Here is a 22,531-nt window from a genome sequence, read left to right on the forward strand (position 1 = left end):
GCCATCGCGAGAAAACACGGGATCGGCTTGGCCGAGCTCGCAATGCGGCGCGTTCAAGAGCGGGACGGAAAATGCTGCGAGGGCGTCTCGTCATCAAATTTGGACATGCGGCCGCCGCGACGGTCGCTTTTCGTAAAAACGCGAGGCTTTGATGAATGCGCTCACTCTGCCTGCCAAAGAAATTGCGCTCCTTCTCGTCAAGCATGGTGAGGAGTTCATCTGCTGCAAAAAGCTGGCCGGCGTCAGTTATTTGGACTGCGGCGCCGAGACTGAAAAGCGTGTCTCCTCCTCCGCGGCCGCCATGCGACGGCAGATCAACAGCGGCGACTTCACAGTGAAGGTCTCGTTCTACCCAGCAGGCCGCGAGGATGGCCAGGGCGAGTGGTTGGTGTCTCTGGCAGCGAAGTTCGGTGCATGCTCACCGAGAGGATTCAAGAGGGCGGACATGTCTTACGAAGTCATCGCTCCCGCGCCGGCTCGGCTGCTAGCGATCCACGAGTCCAGCCAGATTGCTCGCGCCAGCAAGACCCCGAATGTTTCGCCACCGCGTTCAATCAAAAATCGCACGGACACGCTGTAGTGTTGGCAAACGATCTCTCTCTCTCAAAGCGCCAAACCATGCCGAGCCGCGACATCGTCATCGGGGGGGGGGGCGATGCGCAACAGTCCGATCGAGCGCGCCGAGTCCATGGCCCGTTACATGCTCGGCATCGAGCATCAGCATAAGGCGTTGAAGGAGCACGCCGAGTGGGTCGCCGCATACGAGGCGAAGCCAGGAAGGTGAAGTTGCGGCCGAACCGACGCGACGGCTTCCCACGGATTCACTTAGGCCGCCGGATAAGCCAAGGTGGTTTTCGTGGACCTAAAACGCATGAAATCGCTGAAGAGCTATTGACTTTGGGGAATAGGCTGGTAATGTAGCTCGGGTGTAGTGCACGACGAAGCCATGCCGACCAAGAATCCCAAAAATCAGCCGACCACATTCCGATTCGACCCAGCGTCGAAGGCGGCATTGGCCCTCATCGCCGATAGGGAGGGCCGGAGCATGGCAAACACGCTCGAGTGGCTCATTAGGAAGCACTGCCAAGCGGAGGGTTTGGGCTGGCCCCCGGTAGCGGGTGAGGATGCGGCGATGCCGACCGAACCGAGCGCCGTGCATCGAACTAAGAAGGACTGAAGAGGACACATGGCACAGAAGATCGGCGCGGCGTTGCTCGCGCATGCAGAAACCATTTGGCGCACTGCCGATACGTTGCGGGCGGCTGGCGTCAAGGAAAGCGAGTTTCCGAGCTACATGATGCCTTTCTTCGCGCTCATGCTGCTGGAGTCAAGACTGCGCCGCTTCAAGGCCGAAAAGGTTGCGGAGTTCGAGAAGGCTATGAAGGTCAAGTTTGATCCAGCCAACAAGGACCACCGCGACTGGCTCGAAGCAGCCGCAAAGGCTGTCAACAAGGGCTATCACCCCGAGCTGTTGTTGCTCGATAAGGGGTTGCGCGAGACCTGCGCGGTGCCAGGAGGCAATTTCCGCGCCCGCCTTATGGCGCACCTTGACCAATACGATCCTGAAACGAAAAAGCTGCTTGGTTTGGGCTACGCGGAGAGCGACCCCAAATACCTCGATATACAGGGTAAGGCCGCCGACCTCTTCGCTCGGCCCAACAGTCTGCTCTTCGCGTTCGCCCAGAAGTGGGCTGCGATCGACCTCACTCCGTTCAGCAACTCGGAGGTCACGACCATGGAAGAGCACATCAAACGCAAGTGGGGCGACATCTCGGCGGAGACCGCGGGTGAGCAATATACCCCGAGCGACGTTATCGACCTGTGCAACACGCTCGTGGTCGAGATGCGCAAGCGGGGCGGGCACGCGCCCGATGGCATCGCGAAGTGTTATGACATGACCTGCGGCGGCGGCAACTTCTTGTTCGGGGGCGAGGACGCGCTGCGTCAGGAGTTTCCAGAGCTGTCGGTCCAGACCTTCGGCCAGGAGCTAAACGACGCGCTCTACGCGCTCGCCGCCATCGAGGCGCGTTTTCGCGAGGACGCGACCATAGCGCACGGCAACACGCTGACGCACGACCACTTCCTCTCCGAGCGCTTCGACGTCATCCAAGCCAATCCGCCCTATGGTAGCGACTGGAAGGACTTCAAGGCGACCGTAGAGGCCGATGCTACGGGGCGCTTCGCGAAAAAGCGGCTACCGCCCGTGTCAGACGGCCAGCTGCTATTTCTTCAGCACGCTGCTTTTCACTTGGCAGAGCGCGGCGTGGCGACAATCGTCCATAACGGATCGACGCTGTTCTCCGGCGATGCGGGCGGAGGCGAGTCAGAGACGCGTCGCTGGTTGATGAAAGAGCTCGATATCGTAGAGTCAATCATCCAGCTTCCCAAGAACGAATTTTTCAACACGGAAATCTCTACCTACGTTTGGGTATTGAACAAACACAAGCCGGCCGCTCGCAAAGGCAGGGTCCTCTTGATCAACGCTGAGAGGTGCTGCGTTAAGCTGAAGCGAAACTTGAACAAGAAGAACTGCGAAGTGGACGCAACTAACCGGGCCCGAATCGTCGAGGCGCTCAGAAACTTTGAAGACGGGCCGATCAGCAAGGTGTTGACCGTCGACCAGTTGCTATACAATAAAGTGGAGCTTTTGGTGCACCGTCACGATGAGGACGGGCGCGCAGTGCAGGATCTGCTCGACCTCGGCCGGGACTCCATGGCAATCCACATCGACGAAGTAGAGTTCCAAGTGGCCGAAGGCGAGCTTCGTGCTCCGACGGGTGCGCCCGAACTTTCTCCCAAGGAATTGGCAGCCAACTTCAACGAGCGCGTGAAGAACGCATCGCGCATTGGGGTGAGCACCACGGAGGGCAGCTGGGTCTGGGATGTCTCTACCGGCGAGGTCGTAGCCACAAAGGCAGGCAAATCCATCGAGCTTGGACTCGGGAAGCTTGCGGTCAAGGCGAAAGTGGGCAAAGTGAAAAAGGTTGATCGGTGCCGAGTCAACGCCTCGCTCGAGCCGCTGATGCAGCGCGACGTAGAGCATGTCGAGTATCGGACCGATGAAGCCGAGAACCAGAAGGTCGTGCAGGACTACCTCACCCGGTGGATGCGCGAGCCGGGAACTATCACGAAAGTCACACTGGGTAGCGAAATCAACTTCAACAAGGCATTTCCACGTCTGAGTGGGGCGCGTTCGACGAAGGACGTCCTTGCGGAGATCTCTGGCCTCAATCGCAAGATGGTGGAGCTTGAGCGTCAGTTCGAGGCAGCGCTGGGGGCAGGCGAATGAGCTGGCCTCTTGAGCAGATCAAGACACTCGTAGTCTCGATGGCGCGCGGAGCCCACCCTGATTACGAGGAAGGCACTGGATTCTGGATTGCGAACCAGGGCACTATCTCCGGCTATCGCATAGAGCAGAGCCGTATGCGAGAGTGCAAGCCGCTTGCTGGCCCAAAGGGCCGGTTCAAAGCAGGCGACCTGCTGGTCGCATCGACGGGCGAGGGTGTCCTAGGCAAATGCGCATTGACCACTGCGAGCGGTTACTGCGATTCCCACGTCTCGATCGTTCGCTGCCGCGATAGAGACGATGCGCGCTTCCTGTATTGGTGGGTGGTCGGCCACTACGAGACGATCAATAGCCTTTGCGCGTTAGGTGCCACGAAGCAGACGGAGCTTCAACGAGAGACATTTCTCTCAATGCCCATCGCGATGCCTGGGCGCCCAGTGCGCAGGGCGATTGCGGACTTCCTCGATCGCGAGTGCGCGTTGATCGATCAGCGCATGGAGGCGCTAAATGGCAAGAAAGCGCTGCTTCGGGATTTGAAGGCCTCGGTGCGCGAGGAGTGGACGTTCGGAACCACTGTGCCGGGAGTGCGTGCGGCTTCTTCTGAACCTTGGCATATCAACTTGCCCGCGTCATGGCGCGTGGAGCGCCTCGGGAACTTGTTTCGGGAGGCGTGCGATTTCGGCTTCACGGACCTGCCTGTCCTCAGCGTGTCGATTCATTCAGGCATCTCGGATAAGGAGCTCGACGACGACGCTCTCGAGCGGAAAGTCAGTCGCAGCGAGGATCGCGGCGTATACAAGCGAGTGATTCCAGGCGACGTCGTATACAACCAAATGCGCGCCTGGCAAGGCGGCTTTGGTGTCGCTAAGGTCGAAGGCCTGGTCAGCCCCGCCTATGTCGTGGCGCGCCCGCGAAGGAACGTTTCGCCGGAATTCGTCGAGCATCTACTTCGGTCGCCACGCGCGATCGAGGAAATGCGTCGGCGCTCTCGTGGCATCACGGACTTTCGCCTTCGCCTGTATTGGGATGAGTTTAAGGAAATGGTGATTCCTTATCCGGATGTTCCCGAGCAGCGGCGCATTGCCTCGGAGATCGACAGTCGCATTGCCATCGTCGACTTGGAGATCGAGGTCATTGACGATCTACTTACTGCCTTGTCCGAGCAGAGGAGGGCGCTCGTCTTCGAATCAGTGACGGGGCGGTTGGCGTCGGCGAGCTCTATCTCTGCATCCGCGCCCTCGCCCGAGATGGCCACGTCAAAGTGAGGATGTGATGAATCCAAGAATCAAAGAGAGTGATTTTCAAAATGGGATCGTCCTGCCATTTCTCACTGACCACGGCCCAGGCCAACTGGGTTGGATTCTTGGCAAGCCGGGCGACGTTAACGCCGAGCGCTGGGTTGTCATGGAGGACGTTCTCGCCTTCATCCGCGACGGCAATCCGCGTAACGCGTCCGCATTTGTGCAGGCTCGTAAGCAGTTCGACTCCGACGAGGCATGCGCAGCAGCTTTCGTGGACGAGGCCCTTCTGCCCGCGCTCGAAAGCGCGCCGAACGCCGCTTTCGTGCTGCGCGAGGAAGTGAAGTTCAGAGGGGCGTTCGCGTTCACCCTCTGGAATGAGGCCCCACGAGCTGGAGCGGCAGGCGATTCCGTCGCTCTGTTTGCGAAGAACGCGTTGCGGGTAATCCCCGAGGCGACCTTTCAACGCCTGTTCCCCATTACGGGTAAGGACGTCACGCGCCGCCCCGACGTTGTGTTCTTCGTGAACGGCATCTACTTCGCCTACTCTGAGCTCAAGACGGCGCAGACAGGGCAAACGGCGCGCACCCACGGCCGCAAGAAGATTGCTCACAATGCGGTTGAGGCCGCCAAGGCCGCGCTTCTCGAGGCGCGCGCGCGTTGGGAGCATGCCGGGGGCAAATGGCCTGGGTTCCGAAACCGCTCGCTTCAGGCCTCCGAGCGCAACCGGATTAGGCAACAGATTTGCCTGTATGAGAAGGCAGTCCACATTACGTGCTCGGACATGGGCTCGTTGATGTTGGTCCAAGACCTCGAATGGCTGCTTGCCGACGTCGATGACGCGATCGAGCGGGACGACCGGGCGGCCCTCGACTCCTCCATCCCGGCCAAGTTGATCGCGTCGTTTGCGCCTGCAGCTGAGATTCGGGACAAGACCCCCAGCGCTGCGCTTGCCGACCACCTTGCCTCGTTGTTCGACCCCACCGACGGAATTGACCGGGAGATCTTTTTCTTCAACCAGGTTCGATCGAGCCGCACAACCACCGGCAACGAGATCCTGCGACCGCGCCCCGCTCAGCGCGCGATGCTGCACCAAGCTATGCGGCGCGTTGCGGAACTATACGCGAGTGAGGAGAAGCCCAAGTTCAGTCCCGACGACATCCGCGCGCGCGTCGAGCGGGACCTGCCGGGACTCGACCCCGCGAAGATGCAGGAGATCCTGACCAAAGCCTCGCTCCACCGCAACGGCGCGGACTCACACTCGATCCTGCTGCAAGGTGCGGCAGGCCTGGGCAAGACAAACGTCATCGTCTGGTCGGCGCAGGCCTTGGCCGACATGGCGGACCCGCGGAGCCCAGCTGCCGCGCCGCTGTTTGATTGTGTCATCCTGCTCACTGACCGAACGGACCTGCGCAAGAACGTCGCAGAGGAAGCGGCTCGTCTCCGGGCGACCAAGAGCCTCGTTATGGAGGCAGAGTCCTTCACCGACCTTCGCGGCGCTCTGGAGGGGGCCGCTCGCGTTGTCGTGGTCAACATCCAGAAGTTCCCGTCGATGAAACGTGTGGCTGCCGACGACTCGAAGCTTTCCGAGCTTCTGCGCTCAAAGCGCGTCGCGATCGTGATCGACGAGGTCCACCGCAGCCAGAACGGCGTCCTCCACGATGCAACTATCGAGCTCTTCGACGAGTGGGGAACGCTGCGTCCTGCCGGCGCGAAGCGCAATCTCATTATTGGTCTCACGGCGACGCCGAAGGATGATATCCTCGCGCGCATCGGAGAATTTCGATCTCCAAAGGCCCCGGGCGATGACATCCGATGGGCCCCCTTCTTCGCCTACACGATGTCGCAGGCGATCAAGGAGAAGGTCATCCTCAACCCGATCCAGAACGTTCTGCGCTTCGGGGATCATATCGACTACAAGATCGCGCAGACTGTCGCGAAGCTCGCCGACGACGATAAGGTGCGCGCGCCGAACGCCGACGAGATCTACGAAAACCCGAGCCGGCAGCGCCTCGTGGCCAAGCAGGCGGCGCTGATCATCGCCGCCAAAACGATCATGGCGATCCGGCCGCCTGGCGGCCGGGCTCTAGGCGAGGGCAAGGCCATGTTCGCCGCCCACTCGATCAAGGCTGCGATCGCCTACCAGGATCTGATCAAGGAGGAGCTCGTCGCCTTGGCCTCTGATCCGCGCTTCGCCGAGCTCGCGGAGACGCTAAGGAAGATCCCTGTCCTCGTCCTCTACACCGACAAGCAGGGCGAGCCCTCGTGCATGGAGAAGAACGGGGGCAGGTCGCAGCAGGAGATCATCGACGACTTTCGGCGCAAGGGGATCGAGTCCGAGCCAGGGCTCAAGGTGCGCAACTCGGTCCTCGTCGTGGTTGACAAGCTGCTGACCGGCTTCGACGAGCCGACGCTGCATACCATCTTCATCGACCGCGGAATGGATGACGTGCTGCTGTTCCAGACTGCATGCCGCGTCAATCGCGTGCGCAAGTGGAAAAACGACTGCCTGATCATCGATTTCTCGCGCGACGGCGTGGTCTCGAAGAACCTTCCGAAGGTGTTCGCCAAATACGGTGGAATCACGGTGTCGGATTTGGACGCGATGGATCTCATGGCAAAGATGGACGCTGCCTACTGCGCGTTCTTCAAGGACGCGGATATCGACGCCCATTGGAAGAAGTGGAAGTCCACGACCCCGGCGACGAAGCTACAGACGGCCACCGCGCTGTCGGACTTTCTCGACGGGCTCGTCGCGAAAGACCTGCCACGCGCTGAGCTTCTCAAAAAGGCCGCCGGAGCCTGGCTGGCCGCACGAATGCGCCTACGGGGCATCCTGGATTTCGCGCGAGCAGAGCTTGCCAAGCATAACGATGATAACAAGGCGGCCTTCGCTGAGCAGGTCCTCGTCCACCTTCGCGCGAAGGCGAAGGAAGTCGACGGGAGGGTTGCTGCCGTCTTCGATGTCGACATGGTCGAGGAGGCCGACGGCTGGGGCCTCGACGAGCTGCCCGAAGAGCAGGAGAAGAGGGAGCGTAAGAAGCCCGGTTCGTCGGCGGAGCCGCGCTCGCCGAAGGCCGTCGCTGACGCCCTCGAAATGCTCACCGCGCTGCAGCTCACAGAGCAGCAGAAGCTCGCCCTGATCGCAAAACTAAAGGCGTTCCTGGCAGCCTTGTTCAAAGCGATGGACCGGGTCGGCCAATCACGAAACAAGGGAATCCATCGCAAGATGATCTTGGCGATGGCCGCAAGCGGCGTCGACTACCCGTGGGAGGAGCGGTTCGGGAAGTTCTCCGAGCTTCTCGATGCGGCCAACACCGAGCCGGAAATCTACACGCACCCGGATAGGAAGTCATTCTTGATGCCGATCCTAAAGCGCTCGGAGCTCGTCATGGCTGATTACGAGGAATGGATCGCGACCTACGGTAGCTCGCTTGGCCCCCAGGCTAATTTCGATGTCGACTACGAGGGTGGTCCGCTGTCCCTCGAGACCGCCGCCGCGCTCCGCATGAAGTTCGCTCCGGCGAACGCCAGCGCGACGGATTGGATATGAGCATGTCTGTGCGCATGCCTGGTCCGGTTCCTCAAAAGGGACAACTTGTCGGATGCTGGTTCCCCTACGACCATGCACCTCACTCTCCTGGCCCGAAATTCAGGCCGGTATTCGTCGTCGCGGTGAATATGCACATGCTCGAAGACCACCCCAAGATCGGTCTAATCTACGGCACCGGACAGGCAACCACCGCGAAGTCGGGGCCTGTCTTGATGTCGCATGAGTTTGAGTTGGATAAAGGCGAGGGAGGCAACTCGCTTGATGAGCAGACGCGCTTTGATTGTTCCCGCTTTGTGTGGCTCCCATTCACTGTCGAGTGGTTCAAACCGTCATATGGCCCGGTCGCGATGTTTCGCGGTTTTGGCAAAGTGCCTGACGGCCGTTTGGCCGACGTCAGAGCTGCGGTTGTGGCCGCCGGCATCAACTCGAACCCTGCCCAGCCAGCCGCTACAATGCCGGCGGTGGTCGTCGTGAAGGCAGCGAAACTTAAACTCGGCGACAAAACCCTGTCTTTACCAAAGGCTGGGAGTCAGGCGAAGAAGCTGCCCGAGTGAAACGGAGAGGCGTTCAACCAGCGGGCAGCGCGCGCTTGCGAGCGGCGTTTGCGGCGATGAGCCCATTCGGCCGTCGAGCAGCGCTCGAAATTTAGCTGTCCGGACGACTTTGCATTGCGTGAACACGCAGACGCCTTGAGCGGGAGCGCGACATTTTTCCGCGGTAAGGTGCGGCAAACTCATGAAAGGGGAGGGGATGGCTTCAAGGACTAAAATGATCGCGGACGCTGCGACCGGATCGCTCTTCGAGGAGAACTACCTCGTCCGCACGCTAGGGCGCATCGCCCAAGACCCCGAGGTTGCTCTCACAGAACTCGTGGCCAACGCTTGGGATGCCGGCGCCTCCCTGGTCGATCTGACGATACCTCCTACCAACGAGCTGGCCCTCACGGTTGAGGACGATGGGCATGGCATGAGTGCCGCCCAGTTCAAAGGCCGCTGGATGAAGTTGGGCTACAACCGCCTCAAGCACCAAAGCGCCATGGTCGAGTTCCCGCCAGAGCGCCACGGCTGGCGCCGCAGGGCCTATGGGCGCAACGGCGTCGGCCGCCACGGCCTGCTGTGCTTCGCCGACCAGTATTCGGTGGAGACATGGCGCGAGGACAAGGGCGCAAACTTCGACATCGGCACCCAAAGCGAAGAGAATCCCTTTAAGATCGAAAAAGAAGGATCTTTCCTCCGAAAAGGCCATGGGACCAAGCTCTCTGTCATCGTCCAGCGACACTTGCCCAACGCCGACGCCATCCGTGGGCTACTAGCGGGCCGCTTCGTTCACGATCCCCAGTTCGTTGTCCGGGTCAATGGCGTGTCGGTTGCGTTGGCCGACCAAACTGGACTCATCGAGAAGCAGGACTTGCGGATTGCCGGTTGCCCGCCAGCCGAGGCCTTTGTCGTCGACACGTCGCGGACTGCCAAATACACGCTCTACCAAGGCATCGCTTTCTGGGTGAATGGGCGCCTAGTCGGCGTGCCGAGCTGGGTGGTCGGCTCGGAGGCTGTGATCGATGGGCGAGCGCGCTTCGCCAAACGGTTTTCGATCGTCATCAAGGCCGACGACGGCTGGCTGCCTGAGGTCGAGCAGGACTGGGTTCGATTCAAGAGCAGCAAGAAGGTCGAGGCCCTCTTCGAGGCCGCACGCGACTACGCCAAGAAGGTTTTTGCCCAGATTTCGGCGACGCTGGTGGAGGAGAGCTCGGAAGAGGCGTTGGTTAAGAACCGAGAGGACTTCAAGGAGTTATCACCCCTAGGCCGCGCCGAAGTAGCCAGTTTCGCCCGCGATTTAGTTAAGGCCACGCCAACCGTCTCACAGGACGTGCTCTCAGCAGCGGTGCAGGCGTTGATCAATATCGAGAAGGCCCGCGGCGGCGCGGCGTTGCTCGACAAGCTCACCAAACTTGACGAGTCGGACGTCGAAGGGCTTGATCGGCTGCTGAGCCAGTGGACCGTTAATGATGCTCTATCGGTCCTCGACGAGATCGATCAGCGATTGGCGGTGATCGCCGCGATCGAAAAACTTTCTGGGGACGAAGCGGCCGACGAGCTGCACACGCTGCATCCTCTGGTGACGCAGGCGCGATGGCTTTTCGGTCCCGAGTTCGACAGCAGCGAATACGCTTCAAACGTCAGTCTCAAAACCGCTGCGGAGAAGGTCTTTGGCAAGAGTCTTCCGGCGCAGGCCTTCATCAACGCTAAGAAACGTCCGGACATTCTTGTGCTCAAAGACTCGACCTGCTCGATCGTGGGCACCGAAGGATTCGATCACTCGGACACCATGCTCACGCGCATCCAGAGCGTGCTGATCATCGAGTTAAAGAAAGGGCGCTCTGCGATTGGCCGTGATGAGATGACGCAAGCCGATGGCTACATCCAGGATTTTCTTGAAAGCGGAGCCCTTGAGGGGACGCCAATGTTCAGGGCTTTCGTCGTTGGACACGAGATCGCGGCCAAGACGGCGGGGGAGAAGGAGATCAAGGAGGATGGCGTCGTCCGCGGGCGTGTCCAAGCTACCACTTACCATCAGCTCACTCGCTCTGCCAACAAGCGGCTTTTCCGATTGAAAGAGCGCATCCCAGCCCGATACGAGGATGTGTCTGGAGCAGACTTGTCAGCCAAAGTTATGCAAACAGCTTCTCAGGCGTCGCTCGGCTTGCGCCCGCCGAATGGAATCTAATTCGAGCGCCGAGATCGGGATTCGTCGAATTGGAACGGACGAGTGAATGAAACCTAAACCGGCCTTCCCTAAGCGTTGCTACGAAAACAGGGAAATAGTCCAATCACTTGCATAGCGACAAATCAGTCCAGTCCGAGTTATTTGAATCGAGCGACTAGCTTAGCCAAAAGCTTTTTTCATTTCCTCGTCGAGTTTGTGTTCAGGAATGCTGGATAACGCTACATGCAGTATGAGCGCTGCGGTTTGAGTGACTGAAGGCTTATGAGGAAGACCGGATGCCGCGCGCGCTATCCGCTCAATTTTATTCCAATCTTCGTCAAGTCGCGGAATTTTGACTTGGGCGCTTGAACCTTCCACGCTCGGGCGCCCACCTTTCGGCGACAAGAGTCGTGTAATCGCTTCGCGAACACTATATAGGTCTAATCCTTGGACGTTTCCGACTTTGATGCCGTCAAACGCTTCCCGCACACGTTCGGGGTCCACCCGGCGAGTTGAAGAGAGGGTGGCGGAAAGCCGAGCAGCTTGCTTACGACCACTGACAAATTTGACTTCGGAATTCATACTGCCTCCTATTGCTCGATCTTAATCAAAAAAAGCTCATTGTTGAACTCGACAGCCATTTCGCCTTGGTTGGTTTTGATTCCAATCTCTTTAACCAGGCCAACTATTTCAGAGAGGCGGGTTTCAAATGCATCTGGACGAATAAAAGCATACACGACAACTGGTTGCTCTTTGATGAGTTTTCCTTCGTCGTTCAGCCAGGCGCCCTGCACGGGTGGCATGGCAGTCGCACCGCCATTAATCTCAGCCAACAAGGTAAGAGTTCGATCAACCCATTTTGCGTTGTCAATTTTTGCTCCATGTTTATCTTGACTTGGCACGTAGATAGAGATGCGATCGGGGAGAGAGATATATGCGCCAAAGGCTTCTTCGATGTTGACAGTCTTTACAGCAGCCATGGATTAATCTTCCTTCTTTTGGGCCCAAAAGGCAAGAGTGTTGGTCTCGGATACGTAGGAAAGTCGGCCCGTCCGTCGCGTAGCGCGCGGAGCGACCGTCCTGTCGGAATAGATTTTAGTCCAAGCTTAGCCGTAGATCATGTTCGGCAAGTGTCATGCCTCGAGACAACGGCGGCTCGTCACGATTGACAACGTAAGATCTTGCCTCAGGTCGTCAGGACCACGAACTCATGCGCGTTTTCGACAAACGACGTGTTTGCGAGCATCAAGGCGATGTCGAGGTCCGTGCGCAGCAGCGACCTGGCGCTCACCAGGTTCCAGGACTCCACCAAAACCTTGACGGCCGCCGAAGCGCTGACGCCACGCTTGACCGCGCCGCTGGCGAGCAAATCGAGCGGGAAGAACGGCGTTCCGCTTCCGCCGATCATGGCTTCCCAGGCAACGAGCAAGTTTGTCTGTCTTCGTCCAGTCGCAGCAAAACCGCTTGGAAAGGTTGAGTGTGCAAGGGATTCATGAATCGTTGGTCAGTCGACGCGTTAAACCGCGCGGGGAGCAAAGGGGGACTGAATTCGCGATTTTTAGGCGAGAAAAGTGTCGCTGCCTCTTGAAGAGATGCTTAAAAAAGTCGCGCCATGGTATTGCTGCATCATGGGAGTGAGCTTTTCCGTCGCGCTGTGCTTGATGGCGGCGGCGTTGATTTCTTTGGGAGCGGTGGTCATGTGGTCTGAATCGGTACGGCTTGGCGCGTGGAAGGCCAGGACTTGCCATTTTAACCCGATCGACCCGGCAGTCCGCGGCAAAGATCGTCGTTGCTCGACAGTTTTTCGTCCGCAACGCCGGTGGCCGCAAGAAGCGGGCCACCTTTCCAGGGATTACGGTTTCGCGGCTGCCTTCGCCTGTGCAATCCAGCTATCGAACAGTTCTTGGTGGAACTTGATCCAGCCTGCCGTATGGCGCGCGATGTCCGCCTGCGATCCTTGCCCATTGCGCACGCGTTCGTTCTGCGCATTGATGTCGGCAATCGGCAGGCGCATGACCTCGAACAGCTTGACCGCTGCCGGATTCTTTTCGGCCCAGGCGCGATTGACGACGAAGCGCGTGGTGTTGACCGAAAATCCATAGTCGCTGCCATCGGCCAGGCGGGTGTTGGCGTTTTGCGGATTCGACGAATGCGGCACCTGCAGCCACACGACGTCCTTGCCGGGAACAAGCACGCTGCTGACCCAGTACGGCGTCCAGGTGTAATACAGGATGGATTCCCCGCGCCCGTAGCGGCCGATCGTATCGGCGATCAGCGCCGAATAGCTGCCCTGCACGTGCTTGATCGTCGGACGTAGTTTATAGCCGTCCATATGGTGTTCGATCATGGCTTCGCAGCCCCAGCCCGGATCGCAACCGGTCAGGTCGGCCTTGCCGTCGCCGTCATGGTCGAACAGCCGGGCGATGCCCGGGTCGCGCAGCTGGTCGAGTTGGGTGATGTCGTACTTCTCGGCCGTGGCCTTGTCGATCAGGTAGCCCTGCGCGGCCGGGCCGGCATACTGGCCGGTGCGCAGCAGCTTGGCGTCGCCGCCGCCATTGTCGTAATAGTCCTGGTGCAGCGGGTCCCAGTGCACCGCGAGGAAGGTCGCGTCGCCATTGCCGACGGCGACGTGCGCGGTCGGGTAGGCGACTTCCTTGATCGGTTGCGTTTCGTAGCCCAGCTGTTCCAGCGCGCGGTTGGCCAGCATGGTCTGGAAGGTTTCCTCGGCCAGCGGGCCTTGCAGGGCCTGCACCTTGACGCCCTTGCCGGGCAGGCTGGCGCCTGGGGTTTGCGCCGTCGCGATGCCGGTGCTCAGGGCGAGCCCGGCAAGTACCAGGGTCGAGATCCAGCGGAATGCGCGCCGTGTTTTATAGGTGGCGTTGAAGTGGTCGGTTTGACGCATCGGGTTCCTTTCGAATTATTGTGCGGTGGCGGGCTTGGCGCCCGGGTCCGCATCGGTGCGCGCGGCGCCGCCGAGGCGGCGCAGGACGAAGCCGACCGGACCGGTCTGGTACCAGTGGCGCACGCCGCGGCGCGGTTGCCCCATGGCCTGGGTCAGGCGGTCGAGCATGATGGCCAGCAGGACGATGCCGAGGCCGCCCACGGTGGCCAGGCCCATGTCCAGGCGGCCGATGCCGCGCAACACCATCTGGCCGAGGCCGCCGACCGCGATCATCGAGGCGATCACCACCATCGACAGCGACAGCATCAGCGACTGGTTGATGCCGGCCATGAGCGACGGCATGGCCAGCGGCAGTTGCACGCGGGTCAAGAGCTGCCAGGGCGAGGCGCCGTAGGCGCGCGCTGCTTCGATCAGGTCGGGGCGTACCTGGCGAATGCCGAGGTTGGTCAGGCGCACCAGCGGCGGCAGGGCGAAGATGATGGTGACGATCACGCCCGGCGCATTGCCGATACCAAACAGCATGACCACCGGCACCAGGTAGACGAAGGCCGGCGTCGTCTGCATGGCGTCGAGCAGCGGGCGCAGGATGTTTTGCGCGCGGTCGCTGCTGGCCAGGAAGATTCCCAAGGGTAATCCGATGACCAGGCAGAACACCAGCGAAGTGAGCACCAGCGACAGGGTGACCATCGCTTCCGGCCACACGCCCAGCATGGCGATCGCCAGCAGCGCCAGCACGGTGCCGACGGCCAGCGCGCGGCTGGTGAACTGCCATGCCAAGAGGCCAATGATGGCGATCAGGACGAGCGAGGGCACGGCCAGCAGCAGCTGGCTGGAACCGGTCAGCGTCGCGTCGATCGGCGCGCGCACGGCCTGGAAGAAGGGGCGGAAATGCTCGACCACCCAGCCCAGGCCGTCGTTGATCCAGGATTGCAGCGGCAGCGCGCCATCGAAGATGCGCGCCAGGCCGACGCTGCCGGCGTCCCCGGGCGTGACGGCCGGCGCGGCGTCGAGCCAGGAGGTGTCGCCCGGCGGCGTCGGCAGCCAGGGGTTGGCCTGGGCGGCCTGTTCTGCTGCCTGCCCTGCGGCTTGTTCTGCGGCCGGCTGGACTGCCGTGATACTGTTTTCGGTGGTGCTCATGCTGGTCCTTTCTGAGTCGGGGCCTCGGGAATGGCGGGCGTGTCGGGGTCGAGGAATTTCAGCAAGGTGGTCTTGCTGATCGCGCCGCACAGGCGTCCGTCATCGGCCACCACCGGCACCGCGTACGGCAGTTGCGCCACCTGGCCGAACAGCCCGGCGACGGGCTCGTCCGCCTTGATGGTCTGCACTTCCGTCAGGAAGGCATGCGCCAGGCCCAGCGGGCCGGAATGGCCGTCGAGGGCGCTGCGCAGGGAATCGACCGACACCAGGCCGAGGAATTCGCGCTGCGGATTGACGACGTAGGCGTAGGTGCGGTCTTGCTCCTCGAGCATCGACAGCGCCGCGCGCGAGCCGCGGGTCGGCGATTCCGACACCACGATCTGGCTCTTGCGGGCGATGTCGCCGGCCTTGAACACCGCCGCCGCATCGACGCCGCGCACGAAACTGCGCACGTAGTCGTTGGCGGGCTTGCGCAGGATTTCCTCGGGCGTGCCGACCTGCACCACGTGCCCATCCTTCATGATGGCGATCCGGTCGCCGATGCGCATCGCCTCGTCCAGGTCGTGCGAGATGAAGACGATGGTGCGGCGCTTGATCTGCTGCAGGCGCAGTAGCTCGGATTGCATCTCGGTGCGCATGATCGGGTCGAGCGCCGAAAACGCCTCGTCCATCAGCAGGATCGATGGATCGCTGGCCAGCGCTCTGGCCAGGCCCACGCGCTGCTGCATGCCGCCGGACAGCTCGTCGGGATAGCTGGCGCCATAGGCCGCCAGGCCGACCTGTTCCAGCGCCTGCCGCGCCTGGGCATGGCGCTCCGCCCTGGGAATGCCGGCCAGCTCCATGCCGAAGGCGGTGTTGTCGAGCACGGTGATATGCGGCAGCAGCGCGAACGACTGGAACACCATGCTGATGTCCTTGCGGCGCAAGGCGCGCAGCTCGGCGTCCGGCAGCGTGTTGATGTCGTTGCCGTCGACCAGGATGCGGCCGTCGGTCGGCTCGACCAGGCGGTTGAGCATGCGCACCAGGGTCGACTTGCCCGAGCCCGACAAGCCCATGATGACGAAGATCTCGCCCGCTTCGATGGTGAAGGTGGCGTCGAACACGCCGATCGTGCAGCCGGTCCTGGCCAGGATGTCTTGCTTGTCGGCGCCCTGGCGCACCAGCGCCAGCGCGTCGTCGGGCCGGTCGCCGTACACCTTGAAGACATGGTCGATGATGATTTGTTTTGCCACGTTGTTGTTCTCCTTCGATTGGGCGAATGAATGAAACCCTGCGGCCATTGGCGCTCATGGGAGTGGGTGGACCCGCGCCGTCGTCGGTGCAAATGGCGTGCAAGCGCAGGCGGCGCAAGGAACTGGCACGCTGGACCGGCGAGGGGATGCTGACGACAATGACGTCAACGACTACGGATGCAGACGCTGGGCCTGAGAGCGATTTCCCATCAATGGATGGAAAATACGGTGCGGCAGGGTATTGCTAAAAGTAACTATTGCCTAATGGGCATGAATTATAGTTAAAATCTAATGATAAGTCAATCTGATTTATTTATTGTGGCAGGCACTGGTCTGTCGCGGCTTCCCACCGTCCTTCTAGGGCAATGCGCCCGTTGCAGATCGCATGGAAGTCGTTTCCGGTGTCGCAGGCGTGCAAGGTCACCTCCGCGCTAATGCCGTGAAGTTAAGCTGCTGAGCTAGCAGTCAACTACGTCGTCCCCGCGCAGGCGGGGACCCAAGTTCTGCAAACATCGTCGAAACGCTTGCATGATTGGGTCCCCACCTGCGTGGGGACGACGTTTATACGCTGACTCAAGAAGACTTTCGCCTTCACTTGACGTCATTGCCACCTCCGCGCCCATCTCGACAAGCAGCCGTGATCGACCGCCAAGATCCCAGGCGGCTACAAGGAGCGCCCGCTCATGAATACCTTCCTTCCATGGCGAGACGCCCGCCGCACATGACAGCGAACTCGCCGTCGCTGCCGCCTGCCAGCAACGTGACATCGGCGCCCAGCGCCACCGGCTGGCGGAAGTGGCACCAGAGCGCGGCGATGTCGCGCTCCGTCGATGCCTGCAGCAGCGAACATGCCTTCGCCAGCGTGTGCGCGCCGTGGATGATCGGCGCGCGCATGCCCATCAGGCGCGCCGACCATGGCCACAGGTGGATCGGGTTCCAGTCGCCCGACAAGGCCGCATAGCGCCGGCCGGCGTCATGCGCGACGGTCCAGCGGCCGAGCGCCTGACCGGACGGTGCGTCGGGCTGCGGCGCGGCGCGGCTGGCACGGCTGCCGCGCCGGATCAGATAGGTGCTGTCGCAGGAAAAGGCCAGGCGCTCGCCGTCGAAGGCGCGCGTCTCCAGCACGCAGTGCAAGGCGCCGTTCGGCGCCGGGGGCGGCAAGTGCAAGGCGGTCGCCAGCGCCAGCGGCGCGTCATGCGGCGCCGGGCCGTGCAGCGCCAGCCGGTTCTCGACATGGATCAGGCCTGGAATGCGAAACGGGATCGGGCAGGCCAGCATGGTGGCCAGTTGCGCGCGCTGCGCCAGCAGATAGAGGAAGGTGACCGGAATGGCGACGCCCGCGAATCCAAACGCGGCGTTATAGCGGCGCACGTGATCGAGGTCGATCCGCTCAAGGCGCCAGGTGGCGCCGATCTGGCTGGTCGGCGCGCGCGCCGGGCGCTTGACGAGCGCCCGCAGCAGCATGGCCGCGCCCAATGGAGGAAGAGCGGGAAGGGAAGCGGGGGACGGAATGCGCATCCGCGCAGGATAGCACTCCGTCCAGCCCGGCGGAACGTCAGGCCGCCTTGGCCTGGGTCACGCGCCGCGTGATGTGCGCCAGCGCCGCATCGACCTGGTCGATCAGCACCAGGCACAGGTCGCCCTCGTTCAGGCGGTCGAGCGCGCGGTCGATGGCGACGAATTCGCCATTGATCTCTTCCACGTGGCCGGTGCGGGTGGCGCCGGCCAGGCCCGCGCGCAGCAGCGCGATCACCTCGCCGTCGGCGCGGCCGCGCTGGCACTGGTCCTGGTACAACAGCACGTCGTCGAACGCCTTGCCGAGGATTTCGGTCTGCTGGCGGATGTCCTGGTCGCGGCGGTCGCCCGCGCCGCTGATCACCACCGAGCGGCGCTTGGCCGGCATGCCTTCGACCGCATTGACCAGCGCGGCGATCGCGTCCGGATTGTGGCCGTAGTCGGCGATCACGGTGGCGCCGCGGTAGTCGAACACATTGAAGCGGCCCGGCGCGTTGTCGCTCTCGCCCACGAAGGTCTTCAGGCCCAGGCGGATCGCGTCCCACGACGTGCCCACGCCCCAGGCGGCCGCCACCGACGCCATCACGTTCTCGACCTGGAAGCCCACCACGCCGCCACGGGTGATCGGCACTTCCTTCAGGTCGATGCGCTCGATGAAGCGGCCCTGCGCGGCGACCAGGTGGCCGTCTTCCACGAACACGACGCGGCGGCCCTGGGCGCGGTGCATCGCCATGACGGGCAAGCCCACGTCCTGGGCGAAGAAGGTGACGTCGCCGCGGGTCTTCTCGGCCATCGCCGCCACGGTCGGGTCGGCGGCGTTGAGCACCGCCATGCCGCCCACGGCCACGTTCTGGACGATCACGCGTTTCAGCACGGCCAGGTCTTCCAGCGTGGTGATGTAGTTCAGGCCCAGGTGGTCGCCGGCGCCGATATTGGTCACCACCGCGACCTGGCAACGATCGAACGCGAGGCCTTCGCGCAGCAGGCCGCCGCGCGCCGTCTCGAACACGGCGGCGTCGACGTCCGGGTGCTGCAGCACGTTGCGCGCGCTGCGCGGACCGCTGCAGTCGCCGCTGTCGATGCGGCGGCCTTCGATGTAGACGCCGTCGGTATTGGTCATGCCGGTGCGCAGGCCCGACGCGGTGAGCAGGTGCGCGATCAGGCGCACGGTGGTGGTCTTGCCGTTGGTGCCGGTCACGGCCACCACCGGGATGCGGCCGTTGTCGCCGTCCTTGTACAGGGTGTCGATGATCGCTTCGCCGATCGCGCGCGGCTTGCCGAACGACGGCGCCAGGTGCATGCGCAGGCCCGGCGCGGCGTTGACTTCGACGATGCCGCCGCCCACCTCTTCCATCGGTTTCAGGATGCTGTCGGCCACCAGGTCGACGCCGCAGATGTCCAGGCCGATCATGTGGGCGGCGGCGATCGCGCGCTCGGCCACTTCGGGGTGGACGTCGTCGGTCACGTCGGTGGCGGTGCCGCCGGTCGACAGGTTGGCGTTGTTGCGCAGGACCACGCGCTGGCCCAGGGCCGGGACCGAGTCGGCGTGCATCCCTTGCTGCACCAGGGTGCCCAGGGCGATGTCGTCGAAGCGGATCCTGGTCAGCGACGTGGCATGGCCGTCGCCGCGGCGCGGGTCGCGGTTCACCTCGTCGACCAGCTCGCGCACGGTGTGCTTGCCGTCGCCGATCACCTGCGGCGGCTCGCGCCGCGCGGCGGCCACCAGCTTGTCGCCGACCACCAGCAGGCGGTAGTCGTGGCCCGGCAGGTAGCGCTCGACCAGGATGTCGTCGCGAAATTCGCTGGCCGCCCTGAAACCGGCGTCCAATTGCTCGCGGGTGGTGACGTTGACCGTCACGCCCTTGCCCTGGTTGCCGTCCTTGGGCTTGATCACGACCGGCAGGCCGATTTCCAGGGCCGCGGCCCAGGCGTCATCGGGGTCGACCACGCTGCGGCCCTGCGGCACCGGCACGCCGGCCGCATCCAGCAGCTTCTTGGTCAGCTCCTTGTCCTGGGCGATCGACTCGGCGATGGCGCCGGTGGCGTCGATCTCGGCGGCCTGGATGCGGCGCTGGCGGCTGCCCCAGCCGAACATCACCATGCTGCCCTCGGTCATGCGGCGAAACGGGATGTTGCGCGCCACGGCGGCCTGCACGATCGCGCCGGTCGATGGGCCCAGGCGCACGTCTTCGTCCAGGTCGCGCAATTGCTTCAATGCGGCGGCCAGGTCGAACGGGGTGTCGTCGCGCGCCGACCCGATCAGCTGCTGCGCCAGGTCCAGCGCCAGGCGGCCGACGTCTTCCTCGCTGTATTCGACCACGACCTGGTAGATGCCGGTTTCCAGGGTGGCGGTGGTGCGGCTGAAGGTCACCGGGCAGCCGGCTTCGGCCTGCAGGGTCAGCGCCGTCAGTTCGAGCACCTGCGCCAGCGGCACCGTGTCGTGGTGGCCATAGGGCTGCAGGGCGCCCATCTGCGGGAAGCGCACGCGCAGGCGCGATTCGAAACCGGCCAGGGCGTCGATCGATGCTTCCTGCGGCGTGCACGCCACGATGGCCTCGACCGAGGTGTGGTGGCTCCAGAGATTGGGGCCACGCAGGGCCCGTACGCGAGATACTTCCATAAACCGTGTTCCTTTATTGATGGATTACTTCTTCGGCGTCGCGTCGAAGGCGCGCAGGCCGCCGCACAGCAGGTCGCTCGGCACGCCGAGCGCCCACGCGGCGGCCACCGCCGCCAGCACGTTTTCCGGGTACTTCACGGTCGACGGCTTCATTGCCGACAGGGCGATCAGCGGCGTTTCCTGCTCGCCCGCGGCCAGCACGATGCGGCCGTCGCGCGTGAACACGATGCGTTCGCCGTTCTGGCGGTGCGCGGCCAGGATCGGGTTGGTCTCGTCGGCGGCGTAATAGATGACGCTGCCGTCGCACAGTTCGGCCAGGCCGGCGACCTGCGCGTCGGCGGCATTCAGCACCGCCACGCCGTCCGGCAGGATCACGTCGACCTGGCTGCGGATCACGTTGCGCATCGCCTCCTGGTCACGGATGTAGAACTCGGCCACATCCTCGATGCCGTTCATGTCGGTCACCACGCCCACCGTGCAGCGGTCGTAGGGCAGGCCGTCCTGCAGGATCGAGCGCGCGTTCGATTCGAACACGGCGGTCTCGACGTTACGGTTGATCAGGATGCGCTGGGCCGCTTCGACGCCGGTCGAATCGCGATTCGAGATGGCGCGCGCGTTCAGGTACAGGCCTTCGCCGTTGGCGACGCCGACCTCCTTGCCCGTGATGTTGACCAGGCAGCCGACCAGGCGCGTGATCAGGCTGCAGCCCTTCGAGCCGGTCACGCCCACCACTGGAATGCGCGCCGTCTGCTCTTGCTCGAACAGGTGGTCGATGATGTCCTTGCCAACGTTGCGCGCCGTGCCGCTGGCCGGCTTCATGTGGGCCAGCAGGCCCGGGCTGGCGTTGACTTCGATGACGGCGCCGCGCTGCTCTTCCAGCGGACGCGAGATGTCTTCGCACACCAGGTCGATGCCGGCGATGTCCAGGCCGACGATGCGCGCGGCCAGGGCGGCGGCGTAGGCGACGTCGGGATGCACCAGGTCGGTCACGTCGTCGGCGACGTTGCCGTTCACCTGGATCAGCACTTTCTGGCCCTCGGCCGGAACCGAGTCGGGCGTCAGGCCCTGGCGCTGCAGCTGCAGCTGGTTCTCTTCGCTCTCGCGCGGCTTGACGGGGCTGAGCGGGAATTCCTCGCTCTCGCCGCGGCGCGGGTCGATGTTGATCTGGGTGTCGCACAGCTCTGCCACGCTGTGGCGGCCGTCGCCGGTCACCCAGACCGATTCGCCGCGGGCGCAAGCCACCACCTTGCGGCCGACCACCAGCAGGCGGTGTTCGTTGCCCGTCACGTAGCGCTCGACCAGCACGGATTTGCTTTCGCCTTCTTCGGAAGCGATCGTGTAGGCCGCCTTGACCTCAGCCTCGGTCATCAGGTTGAGCGACACGCCGCGGCCGTGATTGGCGTCGATCGGTTTGATCACCACCGGCAGGCCGATGTCCTGGGCTTCGTCCCAGGCGGCGTCGATGCTGCGCACGATCGCGCCTTCCGGCACCGGCACGCCGCACGAGGAGAGCAGGGACTTGGTCATGTCCTTGTCGCTGGCGATGCCTTCGGCGATCGCGCTGGTGCGGTCGGTCTCGGCGGTCCAGATGCGGCGCTGGGCGGCGCCGTAGCCGAGCTGCACCAGGTTGCCGTCGGTCAGACGGATGGAAGGAATGCGGCGATCCGTGGCGGCGTCCACGATGTGGGCGGTCGAGGGGCCCAGGCAGTGGCGGTCGACCATGTCGGTCAGGCGCGCGACTTCGGCGGCGAGGTCAAACGGCGCGTCGTTGATCGCGGCCATCATCAGGCGGTGGGCCACGTCCAGGGCGGCGCGGCCGACGGTTTCGTCGCGGGTGCGGAAAGCCATCTTGTAGATGGCGTGTTCCCCGGTCGACCGGGTCTTGCCGAAGCCGGTCTTCATGCCGGCCAGGTTCTGCACCTCGAGCACGATGTGTTCGAGGATGTGGCCGGCCCAGGTGCCGTCGACCAGGCGCTCCAGGAAGCCGCCGCGGTAGCCGAGCCCGCAGTGGTGCTCGACCAGTCCGGGCAGCCAGGCGGTCAGGCGCTCGGTGAAGCCGGGAAGAAGGTTCGACGGATAGTCTTCGAGCTCGCCGATGTCGAGCCAGGCCTCGAGTACCGGACGGTAGGTCCAGATATTCGGTCCGCGCAGATAGGTCACGCGCAGGAATTTGATGTCATTCTTCTTGGTCATGTAATCACTTTTGCCGCCTGGCGCCTCTCTTGCGCTGGCGACTTGTCCTTGTCTGCCCGACTTTCAAAACGGTGCCGAAAGCGGCCGCGACCCGCCTGAAACAGGACCACTTGCCAACCTGCTGCGCCGCAACATTCCTACTATCACGTTTT

16 protein-coding genes are annotated in these 22,531 nt (G+C 62.8%); 6 read left to right on the forward strand and 10 right to left on the reverse strand.

Annotated elements, in window-relative coordinates; all coding sequences use genetic code 11:
* The first annotated feature begins 151 nt into the window (after positions 1-151).
* The 6 genes from ACZ9AQ_RS13875 (at position 152) to ACZ9AQ_RS13900 (ending at position 10,801) form a co-directional block, all read left to right on the forward strand.
* Positions 152-580 (forward strand): hypothetical protein, encoded by a 429-nt coding sequence (locus ACZ9AQ_RS13875; RefSeq protein ID WP_429203884.1) that lies wholly within the window; start codon positions 152-154, stop codon positions 578-580.
* A gap of 606 nt (positions 581-1,186) precedes the next feature.
* A complete protein-coding gene (locus tag ACZ9AQ_RS13880) occupies positions 1,187-3,289 on the forward strand; it encodes an HsdM family class I SAM-dependent methyltransferase (RefSeq protein ID WP_429203886.1) in 2,103 nt (700 codons plus the stop codon).
* Positions 3,286-4,551: a restriction endonuclease subunit S gene (locus ACZ9AQ_RS13885; protein ID WP_429203887.1), complete on the forward strand. Its 1,266-nt coding sequence runs from the start codon at positions 3,286-3,288 to the stop codon at positions 4,549-4,551. The genes ACZ9AQ_RS13880 and ACZ9AQ_RS13885 overlap by 4 nt, the downstream gene beginning before the upstream one ends.
* Positions 4,552-4,558: 7 nt before the next feature.
* A complete protein-coding gene (locus tag ACZ9AQ_RS13890) occupies positions 4,559-8,077 on the forward strand; it encodes a type I restriction enzyme subunit R domain-containing protein (protein WP_429203889.1) in 3,519 nt (1,172 codons plus the stop codon).
* A 134-nt stretch (positions 8,078-8,211) separates the two neighbouring features.
* Positions 8,212-8,631: a hypothetical protein gene (locus tag ACZ9AQ_RS13895; protein ID WP_429203890.1), complete on the forward strand. Its 420-nt coding sequence runs from the start codon at positions 8,212-8,214 to the stop codon at positions 8,629-8,631.
* A gap of 214 nt (positions 8,632-8,845) precedes the next feature.
* Entirely contained in the window at positions 8,846-10,801 is a 1,956-nt protein-coding gene (locus ACZ9AQ_RS13900) for an ATP-binding protein (protein WP_429203892.1), read from the forward strand.
* 159 nt (positions 10,802-10,960) lie between these two features.
* Here ACZ9AQ_RS13900 and ACZ9AQ_RS13905 read toward each other — a convergent pair whose 3' ends face one another.
* From ACZ9AQ_RS13905 to ACZ9AQ_RS13950, 10 genes are all read right to left on the reverse strand, one after another.
* Positions 10,961-11,362 carry a hypothetical protein gene (locus ACZ9AQ_RS13905; RefSeq protein ID WP_429203893.1) on the reverse strand — a complete coding sequence of 134 codons (402 nt, stop codon included), beginning with the start codon at positions 11,360-11,362 and terminating at the stop codon, positions 10,961-10,963.
* 8 nt (positions 11,363-11,370) lie between these two features.
* Complete coding sequence (locus ACZ9AQ_RS13910) at positions 11,371-11,760, reverse strand: hypothetical protein (RefSeq protein ID WP_429203894.1); 390 nt, start codon at positions 11,758-11,760, stop codon at positions 11,371-11,373.
* A gap of 206 nt (positions 11,761-11,966) precedes the next feature.
* Positions 11,967-12,209 carry a hypothetical protein gene (locus ACZ9AQ_RS13915; RefSeq protein WP_429203896.1) on the reverse strand — a complete coding sequence of 81 codons (243 nt, stop codon included), beginning with the start codon at positions 12,207-12,209 and terminating at the stop codon, positions 11,967-11,969.
* Between the two features lie 129 nt (positions 12,210-12,338).
* On the reverse strand, positions 12,339-12,479 hold the full coding sequence (locus tag ACZ9AQ_RS13920; protein WP_429203897.1) for a hypothetical protein: 141 nt from the start codon (positions 12,477-12,479) through the stop codon (positions 12,339-12,341).
* 153 nt (positions 12,480-12,632) lie between these two features.
* A complete protein-coding gene (proX, locus tag ACZ9AQ_RS13925; RefSeq protein WP_429203899.1) occupies positions 12,633-13,682 on the reverse strand; it encodes a glycine betaine/L-proline ABC transporter substrate-binding protein ProX in 1,050 nt (349 codons plus the stop codon).
* 15 nt (positions 13,683-13,697) lie between these two features.
* Complete coding sequence (gene proW, locus ACZ9AQ_RS13930; RefSeq protein ID WP_429203901.1) at positions 13,698-14,819, reverse strand: glycine betaine/L-proline ABC transporter permease ProW; 1,122 nt, start codon at positions 14,817-14,819, stop codon at positions 13,698-13,700.
* Complete coding sequence (gene proV, locus ACZ9AQ_RS13935) at positions 14,816-16,051, reverse strand: glycine betaine/L-proline ABC transporter ATP-binding protein ProV (RefSeq protein ID WP_429203903.1); 1,236 nt, start codon at positions 16,049-16,051, stop codon at positions 14,816-14,818. The genes proW and proV overlap by 4 nt, the downstream gene beginning before the upstream one ends.
* 681 nt (positions 16,052-16,732) lie before the next feature.
* Entirely contained in the window at positions 16,733-17,515 is a 783-nt protein-coding gene (locus ACZ9AQ_RS13940) for a MaoC/PaaZ C-terminal domain-containing protein (protein WP_429203905.1), read from the reverse strand.
* Positions 17,516-17,606: 91 nt separating this feature from the next.
* Entirely contained in the window at positions 17,607-20,186 is a 2,580-nt protein-coding gene (gene cphA, locus ACZ9AQ_RS13945) for a cyanophycin synthetase (RefSeq protein WP_429203907.1), read from the reverse strand.
* Between the two features lie 24 nt (positions 20,187-20,210).
* Positions 20,211-22,379, reverse strand: a complete 2,169-nt coding sequence (locus ACZ9AQ_RS13950; RefSeq protein WP_429203909.1) for a cyanophycin synthetase — start codon at positions 22,377-22,379, stop codon at positions 20,211-20,213.
* Between the last annotated feature and the right edge of the window lie 152 nt (positions 22,380-22,531).

The sequence above is a fragment of the Massilia sp. UYP34 genome (assembly GCF_056279385.1).

Coding starts and splice junctions, on each gene's coding strand:
- proX (WP_429203899.1), bottom strand. CDS start 13,682: ATGCGTCAAACCGACCACTTCAACGCCACCTATAAAACACGGCGCGCA.
- ACZ9AQ_RS13885 (WP_429203887.1), top strand. CDS start 3,286: ATGAGCTGGCCTCTTGAGCAGATCAAGACACTCGTAGTCTCGATGGCG.
- ACZ9AQ_RS13905 (WP_429203893.1), bottom strand. CDS start 11,362: ATGAATTCCGAAGTCAAATTTGTCAGTGGTCGTAAGCAAGCTGCTCGG.
- ACZ9AQ_RS13895 (WP_429203890.1), top strand. CDS start 8,212: ATGCTCGAAGACCACCCCAAGATCGGTCTAATCTACGGCACCGGACAG.
- ACZ9AQ_RS13890 (WP_429203889.1), top strand. CDS start 4,559: ATGAATCCAAGAATCAAAGAGAGTGATTTTCAAAATGGGATCGTCCTG.
- ACZ9AQ_RS13940 (WP_429203905.1), bottom strand. CDS start 17,515: ATGCTGCTGCGGGCGCTCGTCAAGCGCCCGGCGCGCGCGCCGACCAGC.
- ACZ9AQ_RS13880 (WP_429203886.1), top strand. CDS start 1,187: ATGGCACAGAAGATCGGCGCGGCGTTGCTCGCGCATGCAGAAACCATT.
- cphA (WP_429203907.1), bottom strand. CDS start 20,186: ATGGAAGTATCTCGCGTACGGGCCCTGCGTGGCCCCAATCTCTGGAGC.
- ACZ9AQ_RS13920 (WP_429203897.1), bottom strand. CDS start 12,479: ATGACCACCGCTCCCAAAGAAATCAACGCCGCCGCCATCAAGCACAGC.
- ACZ9AQ_RS13875 (WP_429203884.1), top strand. CDS start 152: ATGAATGCGCTCACTCTGCCTGCCAAAGAAATTGCGCTCCTTCTCGTC.
- ACZ9AQ_RS13900 (WP_429203892.1), top strand. CDS start 8,846: ATGATCGCGGACGCTGCGACCGGATCGCTCTTCGAGGAGAACTACCTC.
- proW (WP_429203901.1), bottom strand. CDS start 14,819: ATGAGCACCACCGAAAACAGTATCACGGCAGTCCAGCCGGCCGCAGAA.
- ACZ9AQ_RS13950 (WP_429203909.1), bottom strand. CDS start 22,379: ATGACCAAGAAGAATGACATCAAATTCCTGCGCGTGACCTATCTGCGC.
- ACZ9AQ_RS13910 (WP_429203894.1), bottom strand. CDS start 11,760: ATGGCTGCTGTAAAGACTGTCAACATCGAAGAAGCCTTTGGCGCATAT.